The organism is Streptomyces shenzhenensis (assembly GCF_003688995.1).
Taxonomy (GTDB): domain Bacteria; phylum Actinomycetota; class Actinomycetes; order Streptomycetales; family Streptomycetaceae; genus Streptomyces; species Streptomyces shenzhenensis_A.
On record NZ_PENI01000015.1, the window covers coordinates 52,574 to 69,334 of the forward strand.

Consider the following 16,761-nt stretch of genomic DNA (forward strand, 5'->3'; position numbering starts at 1 on the left):
TCCCGCGAGCCCGGTCCCGGTGGGGCCGGGCTCGCTGTATACCTGTGGCATGCCCGACGTGCGGCTGTCCTCGCCCCAGGGCAGGTGGATCCTGCTCACCACGGTGCTCGGATCCAGCATGGCCATGCTGGACTCGACCGTCGTCAATGTGGCGCTGCCGCGCATCGGCCGCGACCTGAACGTGGACCTGGCGGCCCTCCAATGGACGGTCAACGCGTACATGGTGACGCTGGCCGGGCTGATCCTGCTCGGCGGCTCGCTAGGTGACCGCTACGGCCGGCGCAAGATCTTCGTGATCGGGGTCGTCTGGTTCGCGTCGGCCTCCCTGCTGTGCGGCCTCGCCCCGAGCGCCGGGGTCCTCGTCGGCGCCCGAGCCCTCCAGGGCATCGGCGGCGCGCTCCTGACCCCCGGCTCCCTCGCGCTCATCCAGGCGTCCTTCCATCCCGACGACCGGGCCAAGGCGGTCGGCCTGTGGTCGGGGTTCGGGGGCATCGGCGCGGCCGTCGGGCCCTTCCTGGGCGGCTGGCTGGTGGACGGCCCCGGCTGGCGCTGGGTGTTCCTGCTCAACGTTCCGCTGGCGCTGCTGTGCGCCCCCATCGCCGTGCGGCACGTCCCCGAGTCCGGCGGGCGCGCGTTCCGGCCGCGCGGGGCCGAGGCCGCCGGGGCGGGCGGTGCGGAGGGGGCCGAGGGCGGTGGCGCCCCCGGCCGGTTCGATGTGCTGGGCGCGGCCCTCGGCGCGCTCGCCCTGGCCCTGGTGACGTACGCCCTGATCGAGGCCGGCCGGGGCTCGCTCGTCGTCGCCGTCACGGCGGTGGCGGGGATCGCGGCCGGCGTCGCCTTCGTGTACGTCGAGAAGCACCGCCCCGACCCGATGATGCCCCTCGACATCTTCGCGTCCCGCCAGTTCACGGTGGTCAACCTGGTCACGCTGTGCGTGTACGCGGCCTTCGGCGGCTTCTTCTTCCTGACCGCGCTGCAACTCCAGGTCGTGGTGGGCTACTCGCCCCTCCAGGCCGGTACGGCGCTGCTGCCGACCACCGTCCTGATGCTGCTGTTCTCCTCCCGCTCGGGTGCGCTGGCCGACCGCATCGGGCCGCGCATCCCGCTCACCGTCGGGCCGCTGCTCTGCGCGGTCGCGATGCTGATGATGCTGCGGGTGGGCAGGGGCGCCGACTATCTCACCGACGTGCTGCCCGCGCTGCTGGTCATGGGCGCGGGCATGGTCACTCTGGTCGCCCCGCTCACCTCGACGGTGCTCGCCTCCGTGGACACCGCGCGGGCGGGGCTGGCCAGCGGCATCAACAACGCCGCGGCCCGCGCCGCCGGGCTGATCGCGGTGGCCGCGCTGCCGCTGCTGGCCGGGATGGGCCCGGAGGCGTACCGCTCGCCGGACGCCTTCGACGCGTCGTTCCGCCGGGCGATGCCGCTGTGCGCCGCGGTCCTGGTGGTGGGCGCGGCCCTGGCCCTCGCCGCGGTCCGCCGCCCGCCCCCGGACTGCAACCGCCCGGAATGCCGCACCCACGGCAACATCACGACCCCGCCACTGGATCCGGGCCGGATCGGAGGAGGCGCGACGCCGGGGGGCGGGGCGCCCCGGTGAGGGGATGACACGGGGCGCCGGCGGCGGGGCTTCACGGCGTCCGGCGCCGGCGCGGACGCCGTCGGCGGTGTGGGCCCGGAGGGGCGGGCGGTGGGTCCGATCGCGGTGTGGGTTTCCTCGGAGGTTCTGGCCGCGTGAGGCGGGGGCGGGCTTGCTGCGGGGGATGCCCGGTGCCGGTTCTGGTTCGGGCCGGCTCGGCTGCCGCTCGTGCGGACCTGTTCGAACGCCGTCGGCGGTGTGGATTTCCTCGGGTGCGTGTTGCGGCGTTGGTCTGCTTTGGTCCGGGGTGCATGGGGCCGCCTGTCCCGGGGCCTCGACGTTGCTGCTGTCGGTTCCCGGGTGGGGCGGGGGCGGGTTTGCCGGGGGCGTCCGGTGCCGGTCCGGGTGGGGTGGGGACCCGGACCGGTGCGAAGGGTCCGGTCAGCCGAGGAGTTCCGTGTAGGCCTCGGGGTCGCTGTCGCGGAGGAACTGGCGGCAGCGTTCGGCCTCGTCCTTCTCGTCGATCGCCTCGGCCGCCCGGGCGAGCACGGCGAGGCAGCGCAGGAAGCCCTGGTTGGGGCGGTGGCTCCAGGGGATCGGGCCGTGGCCCTTCCAGCCGCTGCGGCGCAGGGCGTCGAGTCCGCGGTGGTAACCGGTACGGGCGTACGCGTACGACTCGATCACCCGGCCCGCCGAGAACGCCTCCTCGGCGAGCGCCGCCCACGCCGGCGAGAACGTCGGGTGCTTCGCGGCGACCTCGGCCGGCGGCAGGGACTCCGCGTCCAGCAGCCGGAAGGCCTCCTCGTTCTCGGGGAGGTAGGTCGGGTCGGGGCCGCCGAGCAGGTTCGTGTGGGTCGTCATGGATGCAGTGTGCCACCGGCGTCCCGGCGGCCGGCCTCGTGGGCGGCCCGGGCTTGCCGAGGTGGGGGTGATTGCGGAGGATGCCGGTGGGGACCGGGGCCCCCGTGCCGGCATCGGCAGGGGCGGACCGCTACCCGGAGTACAACAGGAGACAGCGATGTCCCAGCCGGCTCACCCCCCTTCCGAGGCCACTGAGCCCGAGACCCCGCATCTCGACTTCGCCGGCACGACGCCTTACGAGGACTACGTCAAGGCGGATGTGCTCACCCATCTTCAGCACACCCTCTCCGACGATCCCGGAGAGATGGTCTTCCTGGTCACCACCCAGGTGATGGAGCTGTGGTTCACGGTCGTCGTGCACGAGTGGGAGACCGCCGCCCGGGCGCTGCGCGAGGACCGCGTGCCGGTCGCGATCGACGCGCTGAAGCGGTCCGTACGCGAACTGGAGGCGCTGAACGCCTCCTGGAAACCGCTCGCCGCGCTGACCCCGGCCCAGTTCAACTCGTACCGCTCCGCCCTCGGCGAGGGCTCCGGCTTCCAGTCGGCGATGTACCGGCGCATGGAGTTCCTGCTCGGCGAGAAGTCCGCGTCGATGCTCGTCCCGCACCGGGGCGCGCCGCGCGTCCACGCCGAGCTGGAGAAGGCCCTGCACGAGCCGAGCCTGTACGACGAGGTGGTACGGCTCCTCGCGCGTCACGGCCACCCCGTTCCGCGGGAGGTGCTGCAGCGGGACGTGTCCCTGCGCCACCAGCCCTCGGAGGCCGTCGAGGCGGCCTGGACGGCGGTCTACTCCGGCGACCAGGACGCCGAACTCGCGCGCCTGGGCGAGGCGTTGACGGACGTGGCCGAGCTGGTCTGGCGCTGGCGCAACGACCATCTGGTGGCCACCCGCCGTGCGATGGGCGCCAAGCCCGGCACGGGCGGCTCCGCCGGGGTCGCCTGGCTGGAGAAGCGCGCGCAGAAGAACGTGTTCCCCGAGCTGTGGACGGCGAGGTCCCATGTCTGACACCACCGAACCGGCCGCCGCCGCCAAGCGGTTGGACGCGGCGGACGAACTGGCCCCGCTGCGTTCCCGGTTCGTCCTCGACGACGTCGTCTACCTGGACGGCAACTCGCTGGGCGCGCTGCCCGCGCACGTCCCCGACCGGGTCGCGGACGTGGTGCGCAGACAGTGGGGCGACCTGCGCATCCGCTCCTGGGACGAGAGCGGCTGGTGGACGGCGCCCGAGCGGATCGGCGACCGGATCGCTCCGCTGGTCGGCGCGGCGGCCGGGCAGATCGTGGTGGGTGACTCGACAAGTGTCAACGTTTTCAAGGCACTTGTGGGTGCCGTCCGGATGGCGGGGGACGACCGGGACGAGCTTCTGGTCGACGCGACGACGTTCCCCACGGACGGGTACATCGCCCGGTCGGCGGCCCGGCTGACCGGCCGCACCCTGCGCCCGGTGAGCCCGGCCGAGGTGCCGGCGGCGCTGAGCGCCCGTACGGCCGCGGTGCTGCTCAACCACGTCGACTACCGCACCGGCCGGCTGCACGACCTGCCCGCGCTCACGGCGGCGGCGCACGCGGCGGGCGCGGTGGCGGTCTGGGACCTGTGCCACAGCGCGGGCGCGCTGCCGGTGGGCCTGGACGAGCACGGCGTCGACCTGGCGGTCGGCTGCACCTACAAGTACCTGAACGGCGGCCCGGGCGCACCGGCTTATCTGTACGTGCGCCGCTCCCTCCAGGACCGCTTCGACTCCCCGCTGCCCGGCTGGAACTCCCACGCCGAGCCGTTCGGCATGCGCCCGGACTACGAAGCCGCGCCGGGCGCCCTGCGCGGGCGGGTGGGCACCCCGGACATCCTGTCCATGCTGGCCCTGGAGGCCGCGCTTGACGTCTGGGAGGGAGTGTCGGTGGCGGCGGTGCGGGCCAAGTCCCTGGCCCTGACCGACTTCTTCCTGGAGTGCGTGACGGCGTACGTCCCCCAGGGGCTGGTCGAGTCCCTGACACCGGCGGCGCACGAGGAGCGGGGCAGCCAGGTGGCCCTGCGCTGCCCCGCCGCCGGGGACGTGATGGAGCGGCTGATCGCGCGCGGGGTGGTGGGGGACTTCCGGCATCCCGATGTCCTCCGCTTCGGCTTCACCCCGTTGTATGTGGGATTCGCGGACGTGGAGCGGGCGGCACGGGTGCTGGGGGAGGTCCTGGCGGGGTAGCGCCTGGCGCGGTTTGTGGGCCGCGGGGTGTGGGTGTGGGGTTTCCGGGGTGTGCGGGCCTGCGGAGTTCGTGGGCTTGCGGGGCTGCCGTTCGCGTGGGCCGGCGAGTCCGCGGGCCTGCGGGGGCTGCTGTTCCGTGGGCTCGCGGGCGTGCGGGGTGCTCGTGAGGCGCTCGCGGGGCCTGTGGGGCAGGACGGGCGGCGGCGCCGGTTCGCACGGGCTGCCCGGCTCGGGTGAGACAGCACCGTTTTGCCCCTCACCGAGCGTGACATCCGCGTGTCCCCGCACGTCATTGGCCTGATACCGTCCCCGCCAACGGCTGCCAACTCCCCTGGTCCGCCAAATCCGTTACGTAGCTGAGAGGTTGGAGCATGCCGGACGACGCCGCAGCCGCCCGGGCCGCTGCCGAAGAGGAGTCGGCCTTCTCGCACCCGCCCGTCGATCCCGACGCCACGGCCGCGTACGGTGACCACCCCGACCAGGTGATCGACTTCTATGCCCCGCGCGGTCCGGAGCCCTCGTCACCGGCCTCCGGCGCTCCGCTGGTCGTCGTCCTGCACGGAGGGGCCTGGCGTGCGCCGTACGACCGGCGCCACCTCACGCCGTTCGCGGACTTCCTGGCCCGCCGCGGCTTCGCCGTCGCCAACGTGGAGTACCGGCGCGGCAGTTCTGCCCCGGCCGGGGGCGACGCGGGCCCGGTCGCGGGCCGCTGGCCGGACACCTTCGACGATGTCGCCGCCGCGCTGGACGCGCTGCCCGCGCTGGCCGGCGAGGCACTTCCGCAGGGCGATCTGCGCCGCACGGTGCTCACCGGACACTCGGCGGGCGGTCAGCTGGCCCTGTGGGCGGCGGCCCGCCATGTGCTGCCCGCGGACTCCCCCTGGCGCACGGACCGGCCCGCTCCCCTGCGCGGAGTGGTCGCCCTCGCCCCGATCGCGGACTTCGCGATGGCGGAGAAGCTGGACGTCTGCGGCCATGCGGCACTGCAACTGCTCGGCGGGCAGGACGAGTTCGGCGTGCGCAGACCGTACGCCGACCCGGCCCTGCTGCTGCCGACGGGCATCGCGACGACACTTGTGCAGGGCCGTACGGACGTGGTCGTGCCGCAGGCGGTCGCCGAGTCGTACGCGGAGGCGGCGGCCAAGGCGGGCGAGGTGGTGGGCCTGACGCTCCTGGAGGACGTGGGGCACTTCCCGCTGATCGACCCGGCGGCGGACGCGTGCGCGGTGGTGGCGGAGGAGATCGCGCAGCTGGCGTGGTGACACGGGCCCCGGAAGGGGCCCGCTGCTACCCCTCATGGAGGGTCCCGCTCCTACCCGTAATACCTGAGAGCTACGGCGGAGAAGAGCTCTCCAGCGGGACGCGGACGACGGGCCCCGATTTCTAACTTCCTTGTCAGAACGCCCGATGGACGGGCGGGCGGGAAGGAAGACGATGGCGGGGCGTGGGCCGGGACCGGCCGTGGGCCAAGCAGCGGGCCAGGCAGCGGGCCGGGCCGTGGGCGAGCGGGAGCCGAGCGATCCGGACGTCGTTGTGACGGACGTCGCGGCGTCGGGTTCCGTCGAGCCGGGTGCTGTCGCTCCGGGTTCCGTCGAGCCGGGCTCCGCCGGTTCGGGCGGCGGTGTGGCGGGCGGCGGTGTACCGGGCGGCGTCGGGTCGCGGAGAGCGCGGCGGCGCGGGGGCAGGTGGGTACGGGCCCTGCTCGCCGGGCTGATCACCGCCGCCGTGGTGGCCCCGCTCTCCGCCGCCGCCCGCCCGGAGGTCCCGGCGCCGGCCCCGGCCTCGCTCGCCCCGCCGACCGCACGGACGCTGTCCGAGGGCTACGCGGCGAACCGGGCCAACGCCGCGGAGGCCGCCCGCATGGCCGCCGCGCACGGCGCCGACCGCCGCGCCGCCGCGGACCGCTCGATGGCCGCACCCGCGCGCCAGTTCCTCGTCTTCGACGGCCGCGGCTCCGGCCGGGCCACGGAGGTCTTCGGCGACCTCGCCCACGCCGACCGGGTGGCGGTCCTGGTCCCCGGCTCCGACACCTCCATAGACACCTACGACCGCTTCCGCCGGGCCGCGGCAGCCCTGTACGGCGAACTGGTCCGCGGGGCACCCCCGGGCAGCCGTCCGGCCGTCCTCGCCTGGCTCGGCTACGACACCCCGGGCACGGTCAGCACCGCGGTCCTGACCACCGGCCGCGCCGAACAGGCCGCACCCCGGTTGCGCGCGCTGGTCGGGGACGTGCGCCGGATCACCGGCGGGCGGGCGCACATCACCCTGGTGTGCCACTCGTACGGCTCGGTGGTCTGCGGCCGGGCCGCCACGGGCCTGGACGTCGACGCGCTCGCCCTCGTCGGCAGCCCCGGCACGGGTGCCGACTCGGCCGCGGCGCTGCACACCCCCGCCCGGGTGTGGGCGGCGCGCGGCTCCGGCGACTGGGTGGCGGACGTGCCGCACGTCAGAGCGGAGGTGCTCGGCACCACCGTCGGCTTCGGCACCGATCCGGTCTCCCCGGCCTTCGGTGCCCGCCTCTTCGACGCCGCCGCCGCCGACCACAGCGGCTACTTCACGCCCGGCTCGACCGCGCTCGTCAACCTGGCCCGGATCGCCCTCGGCGGGACGCCGGAGGTGACTCATGCGTGACGGCCTCCTGCCGGCGGCGCTGAAGGGCCTGCGCGAAGGTGCCCTCCGCGTGGACGCGGCCACGCCCGCCTCCCGGGACCGCGCGGTCGACGCCCTGCGGGCCTTCGCGATCCTCGGTGTCGTCCTGGGCCACTGGCTGGTGACGGCCCTGGTGGCGGACGGCGGCGCGCTGCACGCGGCGAGCCCGTTGCAGCACATGCCCTGGCTGGCCCCCATCTCCTGGGTCTTCCAGACCCTTGCCGTCTTCTTCCTGGTGGGCGGCCAGGTGGCGACCCGGAGCCATGCGTCCGCCCGGGCCCGTGGCACGTCGTACGGCCGGTGGCTGCGCGGTCGGCTGTCCCGGTTGTTCCGGCCGGTGATCGCGGTGGTGGTCCTGTGGACGGTGGCGGCGACGGCCCTGCTCCTTCTGGACGCGCCGTTGGACACGGTCCGCACCCTGGTCAAGCTGGCCCTGTCCCCGCTGTGGTTCCTGCTGGTCTTCGCCGTCCTGACGGCGGCGACGCCGCTCGTGGCCCGGCTCAATCCGCTGTGGCCGCTGGCCGTCGTCCTCCATGTGGATCTGCTCCGGTTCGGGCTGGGCGGCGCCCCGTCCTGGCTCGGCTGGGTGAACCTGGCGGCGGGCTGGCTGGTGCCCTACACCCTGGGGGCGGCCTGGACGCGGGGCGAACTGGACGGCCGTCGCGCCGGGCTGATGCTGTTCGCCGGCGGTGCCGCCGCAACGGCCGCGCTGGTCGCGTGGGCCGGATATCCGGCGTCGATGGTGGGCGTCCCCGGCGAGCCGGTCTCCAACCTGAACCCGCCGACCCTGGCGGCGGTCACCTTCGGCCTCGCCCAGTGCGGGCTCGCCCTGCTGCTGCGCGACCGGCTGCGGCGTGCGCTGCGCCGCCCCCTCGCCTGGGCGGCCGTGGCCGTGGTCAACCTCTCCGCGATGACGATCTTCCTCTGGCACCAGACGGCCCTCATGGCGACGACGGCCGTGGGGCTCCCGGCGGGCCGCCTGCCCGGCCTGCACACCGTCCCCGACGACCTGGCCTGGGTCGTGGCCCGCCTCGGCTGGCTCCCGGTCTTCGCCCTGGCCCTGGCCGTGTGCTGGACGGCCTTCCGCTCCCACGAACAGGGGATCCGGCGTGCCGCGCCCCGCCCCTCCCGGGTGATCCGCCGCCACCGTCCCCGCCGCTCCGCGTCCAAGGCGGCGCGGGGTGCCTAGGGTTGGCCGCGTGAATCCCGCGGACGCCGACGGCCACATCGCCCCGCAGGGGCCACCCGCACCCGACGACACGGCAGGCACCGGGCCCGCGGGCGGCACCCCGTACCCGGACCCGGGGCGTGTGCCGCCCGCCGCGCCCGCGCTCCCGCGCGACACCCCGCTGCCCCGGCTCCGGAAGCGGCTGCGTGACCTGGGCGCCTGGCTGGGCGACGCCCCGTCGCCCCAGTCGCCCCCCTTCTCCCGGTACCGCTGGCGCCGGCTGCTGACCTATCTGATCACCGGTTATGTCGCCCTCGGCGTCACGCTGGCGGGCGGCGAGGAGATCGCCCGCGACTACCGCTTCTCCACGCAGGAGGGACTGCTCGCCGGGGCCGTCCAGGGCGCCGCCGTCGTCCTGGCCCTGCGGCGTCCCGTACCCGCCTGGGGTCTCGCCCTGGCCGGCACCGTGGCGACGGCGATGGCGGCCCGCCCCGCTCTCGTGACGGGCCCGCTCCCGGGCCCCGACTGGCCCTGGGGGACGCCGACTCTGCTGGCGCACATCACGGTCCTGCTGCTGCTCGCGCTGCGCGTGCGGGTGAGCGGCGCGCTCGTGGCACTGGCCGGGACCGCCCTGACGACCTACCTCGTGCAGGGCGCTCTGGGTGCCCAGCGGTACACCTCCACGGGCTTCGTGGCCGTGGCCCTGTTCGCCGTGCCGGTCCTGGTCGGCACCGCCCTGCGCGGCCGGAGCGAGGCCCGCACCCAGCTCGTCGAGCAGACGACGATCACCGCGGAGGAACGCGCCCGCCGTACGCTCCTCGAAGAGCGCAGCCGGATCGCGCGCGAGCTGCACGACGTGGTCGCGCACCACATGTCGGTGATCTCCATCCAGGCCCAGGTCGCCCCGCACCTGGTCGACGACCCCTCCGAGGAGTTGAAGGAGAACCTGGCCGGCATCCGGCAGAACGCGCTGGAGGCGCTCACCGAGCTGCGCCGTGTCCTCGGCGTGTTGCGCTCCGAGAACCCCGAGGACCGCGACGATCCGTACGGCCTCGGCAACCCCGGAACCGGCCATGCCCCCGACGCCCCCCAGCCCACCCTGGACCGTCTCGACGTCCTGATCGAGAACACGCGGGCGGCGGGTCTGGACGTGGTCACCGACATCAAGGGCGAGTTCCACGGCTACCCGCCCGGCGTGGAGCTGTCCGCCTACCGGATCGTCCAGGAGGCGCTGAGCAACGCCCTGCGGCACGCTCCGGGTTCCACGGTCCGTGTCGAGGTCAGCCACTTCTCGGGCGGCCTCCACCTGGGGATCATCAACTCCGCTCCCCGCCGTCCCGTCGCGCCCTCGCCGGGCGGCGGCCACGGTCTTCTGGGCATGCGGGAGCGCGCCGTCATGCTGGGCGGCAGCGTCACCGCGACGCCCACGCTGCACGGCGGCTTCATCGTGACGGCGTTCCTCCCCCGGGACGACTCCACCGCACCACGGGTGCCCGGCCCTGCCCCCGCCCCGGCCCCCGAAATCGCACCCGCACCCGCACCCGAAAGAGGAAACGGACCATGACCTCCGGCGCCGGCCCCATCCGCGTACTGATCGCCGACGACCAGGAGATGGTCCGGCAGGGCTTCACCGTGCTGCTCAACACCCAGCCCGACATCGAGGTGGTCGCGCAGGCCGTGGACGGCCTGGACGCGGTCGCCAAGGTCGGGGACATCGCTCCCGACGTGGTGCTGATGGACATCCGTATGCCCGAACTGAGCGGCATCGAGGCCACCCGCCGCATCACCGTGGACAATCCAGACATAAAGGTGCTCGTGCTCACGACGTTCGACCTGGACGAGTACGTGTACGAGGCGCTGCGGGCCGGCGCCTCCGGCTTTCTGCTGAAGGACGCCTCCGCGGACAAGCTCGCCGAGGCGGTCCGGGTGGTGGCCGCCGGGGACGCGCTGCTGGCGCCCGGGATCACCCGCCGTCTGATCGCCGAGTTCTCCCGGCTGCGCGGCACCCGCCGCGCCCCGCTGAAGCAGCGCGTGGGTGATCTGACGGAGCGCGAGACGGAGGTGCTGGCCCTGATCGCGCAGGGCCTGTCGAACGCGGAGATCGCCGAGCAGCTGGTGGTGGCGGAGCAGACGGTGAAGACCCATGTGAGCCGCATCCTGGTGAAGCTCGGTCTGCGTGACCGCACCCAGGCGGCGGTGTTCGCCTACGAGTCGGGCCTGGTCCGCCCGGGAGCCCACTGAACCGCGCCCCGGGCCTTCCGTCGCGCCGGCCGGCCGCGGGGGAGGCCGTAGTACTTGAGACGGATCCCGAATGACCCCTCTCACAGGTGACGCCCCCGGGTACCGGCCCGGCCTACGGTTTTCCATGTGACCGAGACGACGCACACGCAGACCACGCCGGCGGACGGCCGCCACGACGGGTACAAGCCGCGCAGCCCGGAGGTCCGGGCGGCGATGGACGCCCTGCGCGGGCTGCGGCACGACCTGTTGGACGACGCCTTCGCCTACCGCCCGCTGGCCCGCATGAGCGTCGACGGCCCGCTGACCCGGCGGCTCTCCGGCCGCATGCGGGAGTACGTGTCCTGGACGCCGCACGCGGTGGTGGTCGCGGTGGGCGGGCTGGCGACGCTCATGTCCTTCGGATATTGCGGTCCCGGCATACCGGGCCTGCTGTGCAGTCTGTTCACCCTGGGCCCGTTCCTGCTGACGCTGGTCCGGCCGGTCGGAGCGTTCTGGCTGTCGTTCCCGGCGTCCTTGGCGGTCGCCTTCCTCAGCCCGAACTGGGGCGACTGGCCGTGGCTGCCGGGCAGCTTCCTCGCCCATCTGACGGTGCTCACGGTGGTGGCGATCCGCACCCGCCCCCGCACCGCGGCCTGGATGTGGCTGACGACGGTGGTCTACGGCTTCGTGACCGGCACCGTCCTCAGCGGCGGCTACAGCCCGAACGTCGGCCCCATGCTGGTCCTCTCCGCGCTGCTCCTGCTCGCCGTCACCGTGTGGCACATACGCCGCGACGCCAAGCAGGAGGTGACCGCGCAGCAGACGGTGACCGCGCAAGAGCGCTCCCGCCGCACCCTGCTGGAGGAGCGCACCACGATCGCCCGCGAGCTGCACGACGTGGTCGCCCACCACATGTCGGTGGTCGCCATCCAGGCGGAGGCCGCCCCCTACCGGGTGGAGAACCCGCCGCCGGAGCTGGAGAAGGCCTTCGCCACGATCCGGGAGAACGCGGTGGCGGCGCTGACCGAGCTGCGCCGGGTCCTCGGGGTGGTCCGTGCGGAGAACTACGAGGCACCCGAGACCCCGCAGCCCACGCTCGCCGACCTGGACGCGCTGCTCGCGAACGTGCGGGAGGCGGGGCTCGACGTCGGGAAGGCGGTGACCGGCGCGGTGCGTGAACTCCCGCAGGGCGTGGAGCTGTCGGCGTACCGGATCGTCCAGGAGGCGCTGAGCAACACCCTGCGGCACGCGCCGGGGGCGAGCGCGCGGGTCGAGATCGGCTATGTCCTCGGCGGGTTGGGCCTGCGCATAGTCAACGGCCCGCCGCCCGCGACCGCTCTGGTGAAGCCCTCGCCCGGCGCCGGGCACGGCATCACCGGCATGCGGGAGCGTGTCTCGATGCTGGACGGTGAGATGACGGCGGGCCCGGTCGACGGGGGCTACGAGGTCACGGTGTTCCTGCCGGCCGCCGTGGTGAGCGAAGGTGAGGCATGACGATCCGCGTACTGATTGCGGACGATCAGATGATGGTGCGCGAGGGCTTCTCGGTCCTGCTCAACGCGATGCCGGACATCGAGGTCGCAGGCGAGGCCGTCAACGGCCGCGAGGCGGTCGAGAAGGTGCGGGAACTCGCCCCCGACGTGGTGCTGATGGACATCCGGATGCCCGAGATGAACGGCATTGAGGCGACCCGGGAGATCGTCGCCGCGGACGGCACGGCGAAGGTACTGGTGCTGACCACGTTCGACCTGGACGAGTATGTCTACGAGGCGTTGCGCGCGGGAGCCTCGGGCTTCCTGCTCAAGGACGCCTCGGCCCGGCAACTGGCGGACGGCGTGCGGGTGGTGGCGGCCGGCGAGGCGCTGCTCGCGCCCTCCGTCACCAAGCGGCTGATCACGGAGTTCTCCCAGCTGTCCGACGGCCCGCGGCTGAGCCCGACCGCGCAGGCCGCGTACGGCGATCTGACCGAACGGGAGACGGAGGTGCTGGTCCTCATCGCCCAGGGCCTGTCCAACGCGGAGATAGCCGGGCGCCTGGTGGTGGCCGAGTCGACGATCAAGACGCATGTGAGCCGGATCCTGGTGAAACTCGGCCTGCGCGACCGTACCCAGGCGGCGGTGTTCGCCTACGAGGCCCGCCTGGTCACCCCGGGCTGACCCACCCCTGGTCAGGGTGGTGGTGGGCGGGCTAGCGTCCGTTCATGGCTGCTGTCTCGGACCTCGCTTTCGACCCCTGGGACCAGGCGTTCGTCGCCGACCCCTACCCGGCCTACGCCGAGCTGCGGGCCCGGGGGCGGGTGCTGCACTACGAACCGACCGACCAGTGGCTGGTCCCGCACCACGCGGACGTCTCCGCGCTGCTGCGTGACCGTCGCCTCGGCCGGACGTATCAGCACCGGTTCACGCACGAGGACTTCGGGCGCACGGACCCGCCGCCGGAGCACGAGCCGTTCCACACGCTCAACGACCACGGGATGCTGGACCTGGAGCCGCCGGACCACACCCGGATCCGGCGGCTGGTGTCGAAGGCGTTCACGCCGCGGACGGTGGAGCGGCTGAAGCCGTACGTCCACGCGCTGGCGGACGAGCTGGTCGCGGGGCTGGTGGCGGCGGGCGGCGGCGATCTGCTCGCGGACGTCGCGGAGCCGCTGCCGGTCGCGGTGATCGCCGAGATGCTGGGCATCCCGGAGTCGGACCGTGCGCAGCTGAGGCCCTGGTCGGCGGACATCTGCGGGATGTACGAGCTGAACCCGTCCGGGGCGGCGGCGGTCAGGGCGGTGCGGGCGTCGGCCGAGTTCTCGGAGTATCTGCGGGAGCTGATCGCGGCCCGCCGCAAGGAGCCGGGCGAGGATCTGATCTCGGGGCTGATCGCGGCCCACGACGAGGGGGACCGGCTGACCGAGCAGGAGATGATCTCGACGGCGGTCCTGCTGCTGAACGCCGGCCACGAGGCGACGGTCAACGCCACCGTGAACGGCTGGTGGGCGCTGTTCCGCAACCCGGACCAGCTGGCCGCGCTCCGTGCCGACCGCTCCCTCGTGCCGTCCGCGGTGGAGGAGCTGATGCGCTACGACACCCCGCTCCAGCTCTTCGAGCGCTGGGTGCTGGACGAGATCGAGATCGACGGCACGACGATCCCCAGGGGCGCGGAGATCGCCATGCTCTTCGGTTCCGCCAACCACGACCCGGCCGTCTTCGCGGCACCCGACCGCCTGGACCTCACCCGCAAGGACAACCCGCACATCTCCTTCAGCGCCGGTATCCACTACTGCATCGGAGCCCCGCTGGCCCGGATCGAGCTGGCGGCCTCGATGACCGCACTGCTGGAGCGGGCCCCGGCGCTCGCCCTGGCGGCCGAGCCCGAGCGCAAGCCGAACTTCGTGATCCGGGGCCTGGCGGGGCTGAACGTCACGGTCTGACCCGGCGGACGGCGGACGGCGGACGGTGGATATCCACGGACCACGGCCGCCGCGGGCGCCGGGCGGCGGTCAGGTCGTCAGGTCCCGTCGGCGCAGGGCCGTGAGGCCGGCGCCGGCCAGCGCCACGGCCAGCACCAGGAGGACGAGCACCGGGCCCCACTCCATCGGGCCGCCCGGCAGCTTGGGCAGATGGCCGAAGGGGGACAGGTCGAGCACCGTCTGCGGGACGTCCAGCGCGGGACCGACCCAGCCGATCAGCAGCACCGCGCCGGCGACCCCCCACGCCGCCGTCGCGCCGCGCGGCAGCAGGCCGTACAGGAGGACCGCCAGGCCGCCGACGACCCAGACGGCGGGCACCTGCACCAGGCACGCCCCCAGGATCGGACCGACCTCCTTGCGGTAGCCGACGGCGAAGCCCAGGCCGGTCAGGAGCATGAGCAGCGCCGCCCCGCCGAAGGCGATCGTCAGATGGCCCGCCGCCCAGCGCAGCCGGCCCACCGCCCCGGCCAGGACGGGCTCGGCCCGGCCGGAGGTCTCCTCGCCGTAGAGCCGCAGGACGGACGAGACGACGTACAGGGCGGCGACGAGGCCCATGATCCCCACCATCGAGGCGAGGAACGCGTCGGTGATCCCGGACTGGCCGCCCATGCGCGCGAAGAGGTCCCGGGCCTGCTTGTTGTCGCGGACCAGGTCGGCCGCACCGTCGGTCATCCCGCCGTAGACCACTCCGGCCAGGAAGAAGCCGGTCGACCAGCCGAGGACGCTGCCCCGCTGCAGCCGCCAGGCCAGTGCGGCGGCCGAGCCGAGCCGCCCCCGGGCCGGCCCCGGCCGGGTCGGCAGAAAGCTCATACCGGTGTCGCGGCGGCCGGCCAGCGCATAGGCGACGGCCGCCTGCGCGGCCACGGCCGCGGCGAACAGCAGCAGGACCCACCAGCGCTCGCCGGCGAAGGCCCGCAGGTTCTCCAGCCAGCCGAGCGGGGACAGCCAGGTCAGGACCGACGAGCCGTGGTTCGACGCCGAGTCGCCGGCCGCGCGCAGCACGAAGGCGGCGCCGAGCACGGCCGCGGTCAGACCGCGGGCCAGCCGTGCGCTCTCCGTCAGCTGGACCACGATCGCCGCCGCCGTCGCGAAGACCATGCCGACACAGGCGATGCCCAGGCCGAAGGCGAGCGCGCCCAGGACGCCCTGCCCGGCCAGCCCGGCGACGACCAGCAGGGCCAGTGCGGCGTCGGCCACGAGCGCGGCGAGCAGGCCCGCGGTCAGCGGGGCCCGGCGGCCGACCATGCCGGACGAGACGAGTTCCTGCCGCCCGCTCTCCTCCTCGTCCCGGGTGTGCCGGACCACGACGAGCAGGCTCGTCACCGCGGCGAGCGCGCCCGCGTAGCTGCCGATGCGCCAGGCCGTCAGGGCGCCCAGCGAGTCGTCGAAGACCGGGCCGATCAGCGCGCGCAGGGAGGCGTTGGTGTCCAGCTGACGGAGCAGGTCGGCGCGTGCGGCGGCGGTGCCGTACAGGCTGGTGAGTGACTTCGGCATGGAGAGGACCATCAGCGCGTTCACCGCGACCCACACCGGGATCATCACGCGGTCGCGGCGCAGTGCGAAGCGCAGCAGGATGCCGGTGCCGGCCAGCTGGCGGGAGCCGCCGGTCCGGGCGTCCCGGGCCTCGGGGGCGAGGGCGGCGGCGGTCACCGTGCCACCTCGTCGGTCTCGTCGGTCTGGGCGGTCTCGGCGGTCTCGTTCTGGTAGTGCCGCAGGAACAGTTCCTCCAGCGTCGGCGGGGTCGAGGTGAGCGACCGCACGCCGGTCTCGCTCAGCGAGCGCAGGACGTCGTTCAGCTTGTCCGTGTCGACCTGGAGGCGGACGCGCCGGCCCTGGACGTCGAGGTCGTGGACGCCGGGCAGGCGGGCGAGCCCGTTCGGCGGGCCCGCGAGCTCGGCGCTGACGCTGGTCCGGGTCAGATGGCGCAGCTCGGCCAGGGAGCCGGTCTCGACCGTGCGGCCCTTGCGGATGATGCTCACCCGGTCGCACAGCTCCTCCACCTCGCTGAGGATGTGCGAGGACAGCAGGATCGTGCGGCCCCGGTCGCGTTCCTCCTCGACACAGCGCTGGAAGACCTCCTCCATCAGCGGGTCGAGGCCGGACGTCGGCTCGTCCAGGATCAGCAGGTCGACGTCCGAGGCGAAGGCGGCGACCAGGGCGACCTTCTGCCGGTTCCCCTTGGAGTAGGTGCGGCCCTTGTGGGTGGGGTCGAGTTCGAAGCGCTCGATCAGCTCCGAGCGGCGCCGCGGGTCGAGCCCTCCGCGCAGCCGGCCGTAGAGGTCGATGACCTCGCCGCCGGAGAGGTTGCGCCACAGCGTCACGTCTCCGGGGACGTAGGCGATGCGCCGGTGCACCGCGACCGCGTCCGCCCACGGGTCGCGGCCGAGTACCTGTGCGGCGCCCGAGTCGGCCCGCAGCAGGCCGAGCAGGACCCTGATGGTGGTGGACTTGCCGGCGCCGTTGGGGCCGAGGAAGCCGTGCACCTCGCCGGCCTCGATCTCCAGGTCGAGGCCGTCCAGCGCGTGGGTGCGGCCGAAGGACTTGTGGAGTCCCGAGACCGTGATTGCCTTGGTCATGGTTCGGAACGTACGCTTACTTCAGAAATTTGTGAAGTTAAGGAAGCGTATAAATC

At 73.8% G+C, this 16,761-nt stretch carries 14 protein-coding genes; 11 read left to right on the top strand and 3 right to left on the bottom strand.

What is annotated here, in order from left to right:
* Nucleotides 1–49: 49 nt before the first annotated feature.
* Nucleotides 50–1,600, top strand: coding sequence for an MFS transporter (locus CTZ28_RS23045; protein ID WP_121891571.1), 1,551 nt, complete (start codon nt 50–52; stop codon nt 1,598–1,600).
* Nucleotides 1,601–2,020: 420 nt separating this feature from the next.
* On the opposite strand, the gene CTZ28_RS23050 is transcribed toward CTZ28_RS23045, so the two are convergent.
* Nucleotides 2,021–2,440 (bottom strand): DUF3151 domain-containing protein, encoded by a 420-nt coding sequence (locus CTZ28_RS23050; RefSeq protein WP_121891572.1) that lies wholly within the window; start codon nt 2,438–2,440, stop codon nt 2,021–2,023.
* 157 nt (nt 2,441–2,597) lie between these two features.
* On the opposite strand from CTZ28_RS23050, the gene CTZ28_RS23055 reads away from it, so the two are divergent.
* The 10 genes from CTZ28_RS23055 (at nt 2,598) to CTZ28_RS23100 (ending at nt 14,090) form a co-directional block, all read left to right on the top strand.
* Nucleotides 2,598–3,446 carry a tryptophan 2,3-dioxygenase family protein gene (locus tag CTZ28_RS23055; RefSeq protein ID WP_121891573.1) on the top strand — a complete coding sequence of 283 codons (849 nt, stop codon included), beginning with the start codon at nt 2,598–2,600 and terminating at the stop codon, nt 3,444–3,446.
* Nucleotides 3,439–4,635, top strand: coding sequence for a kynureninase (kynU, locus tag CTZ28_RS23060; RefSeq protein WP_121891574.1), 1,197 nt, complete (start codon nt 3,439–3,441; stop codon nt 4,633–4,635). Before CTZ28_RS23055 ends, kynU begins: the two co-directional genes overlap by 8 nt.
* Nucleotides 4,636–5,006: 371 nt before the next feature.
* Nucleotides 5,007–5,897 (top strand): alpha/beta hydrolase, encoded by an 891-nt coding sequence (locus CTZ28_RS23065; protein WP_121891575.1) that lies wholly within the window; start codon nt 5,007–5,009, stop codon nt 5,895–5,897.
* Nucleotides 5,898–6,258: 361 nt separating this feature from the next.
* A complete protein-coding gene (locus CTZ28_RS23070) occupies nt 6,259–7,266 on the top strand; it encodes an alpha/beta hydrolase (RefSeq protein ID WP_259471767.1) in 1,008 nt (335 codons plus the stop codon).
* Complete coding sequence (locus CTZ28_RS23075) at nt 7,259–8,473, top strand: acyltransferase family protein (RefSeq protein ID WP_121891577.1); 1,215 nt, start codon at nt 7,259–7,261, stop codon at nt 8,471–8,473. Before CTZ28_RS23070 ends, CTZ28_RS23075 begins: the two co-directional genes overlap by 8 nt.
* A gap of 190 nt (nt 8,474–8,663) precedes the next feature.
* A complete protein-coding gene (locus CTZ28_RS23080) occupies nt 8,664–10,016 on the top strand; it encodes a sensor histidine kinase (RefSeq protein WP_259471768.1) in 1,353 nt (450 codons plus the stop codon).
* A complete protein-coding gene (locus CTZ28_RS23085; protein WP_121891578.1) occupies nt 10,013–10,693 on the top strand; it encodes a response regulator in 681 nt (226 codons plus the stop codon). Before CTZ28_RS23080 ends, CTZ28_RS23085 begins: the two co-directional genes overlap by 4 nt.
* Before the next feature lie 126 nt (nt 10,694–10,819).
* On the top strand, nt 10,820–12,166 hold the full coding sequence (locus CTZ28_RS23090; protein ID WP_121891579.1) for a sensor histidine kinase: 1,347 nt from the start codon (nt 10,820–10,822) through the stop codon (nt 12,164–12,166).
* Nucleotides 12,163–12,828, top strand: coding sequence for a response regulator (locus tag CTZ28_RS23095; RefSeq protein WP_121891580.1), 666 nt, complete (start codon nt 12,163–12,165; stop codon nt 12,826–12,828). The genes CTZ28_RS23090 and CTZ28_RS23095 overlap by 4 nt, the downstream gene beginning before the upstream one ends.
* 44 nt (nt 12,829–12,872) lie before the next feature.
* On the top strand, nt 12,873–14,090 hold the full coding sequence (locus tag CTZ28_RS23100) for a cytochrome P450 (protein ID WP_121891581.1): 1,218 nt from the start codon (nt 12,873–12,875) through the stop codon (nt 14,088–14,090).
* A gap of 69 nt (nt 14,091–14,159) precedes the next feature.
* Here CTZ28_RS23100 and CTZ28_RS23105 read toward each other — a convergent pair whose 3' ends face one another.
* Nucleotides 14,160–15,779 carry an ABC transporter permease gene (locus tag CTZ28_RS23105; RefSeq protein ID WP_121891582.1) on the bottom strand — a complete coding sequence of 540 codons (1,620 nt, stop codon included), beginning with the start codon at nt 15,777–15,779 and terminating at the stop codon, nt 14,160–14,162.
* Complete coding sequence (locus CTZ28_RS23110) at nt 15,776–16,705, bottom strand: ABC transporter ATP-binding protein (protein WP_121891583.1); 930 nt, start codon at nt 16,703–16,705, stop codon at nt 15,776–15,778. The genes CTZ28_RS23105 and CTZ28_RS23110 overlap by 4 nt, the downstream gene beginning before the upstream one ends.
* Between the last annotated feature and the right edge of the window lie 56 nt (nt 16,706–16,761).

Excerpts from the sequence above, each read along its gene's own strand:
- CTZ28_RS23045 (WP_121891571.1), top strand. The coding sequence starts at position 50 with ATGCCCGACGTGCGGCTGTCCTCGCCCCAGGGCAGGTGGATCCTGCTC.
- CTZ28_RS23050 (WP_121891572.1), bottom strand. The coding sequence starts at position 2,440 with ATGACGACCCACACGAACCTGCTCGGCGGCCCCGACCCGACCTACCTC.
- CTZ28_RS23055 (WP_121891573.1), top strand. The coding sequence starts at position 2,598 with ATGTCCCAGCCGGCTCACCCCCCTTCCGAGGCCACTGAGCCCGAGACC.
- kynU (WP_121891574.1), top strand. The coding sequence starts at position 3,439 with ATGTCTGACACCACCGAACCGGCCGCCGCCGCCAAGCGGTTGGACGCG.
- CTZ28_RS23065 (WP_121891575.1), top strand. The coding sequence starts at position 5,007 with ATGCCGGACGACGCCGCAGCCGCCCGGGCCGCTGCCGAAGAGGAGTCG.
- CTZ28_RS23075 (WP_121891577.1), top strand. The coding sequence starts at position 7,259 with ATGCGTGACGGCCTCCTGCCGGCGGCGCTGAAGGGCCTGCGCGAAGGT.
- CTZ28_RS23085 (WP_121891578.1), top strand. The coding sequence starts at position 10,013 with ATGACCTCCGGCGCCGGCCCCATCCGCGTACTGATCGCCGACGACCAG.
- CTZ28_RS23095 (WP_121891580.1), top strand. The coding sequence starts at position 12,163 with ATGACGATCCGCGTACTGATTGCGGACGATCAGATGATGGTGCGCGAG.
- CTZ28_RS23100 (WP_121891581.1), top strand. The coding sequence starts at position 12,873 with ATGGCTGCTGTCTCGGACCTCGCTTTCGACCCCTGGGACCAGGCGTTC.
- CTZ28_RS23110 (WP_121891583.1), bottom strand. The coding sequence starts at position 16,705 with ATGACCAAGGCAATCACGGTCTCGGGACTCCACAAGTCCTTCGGCCGC.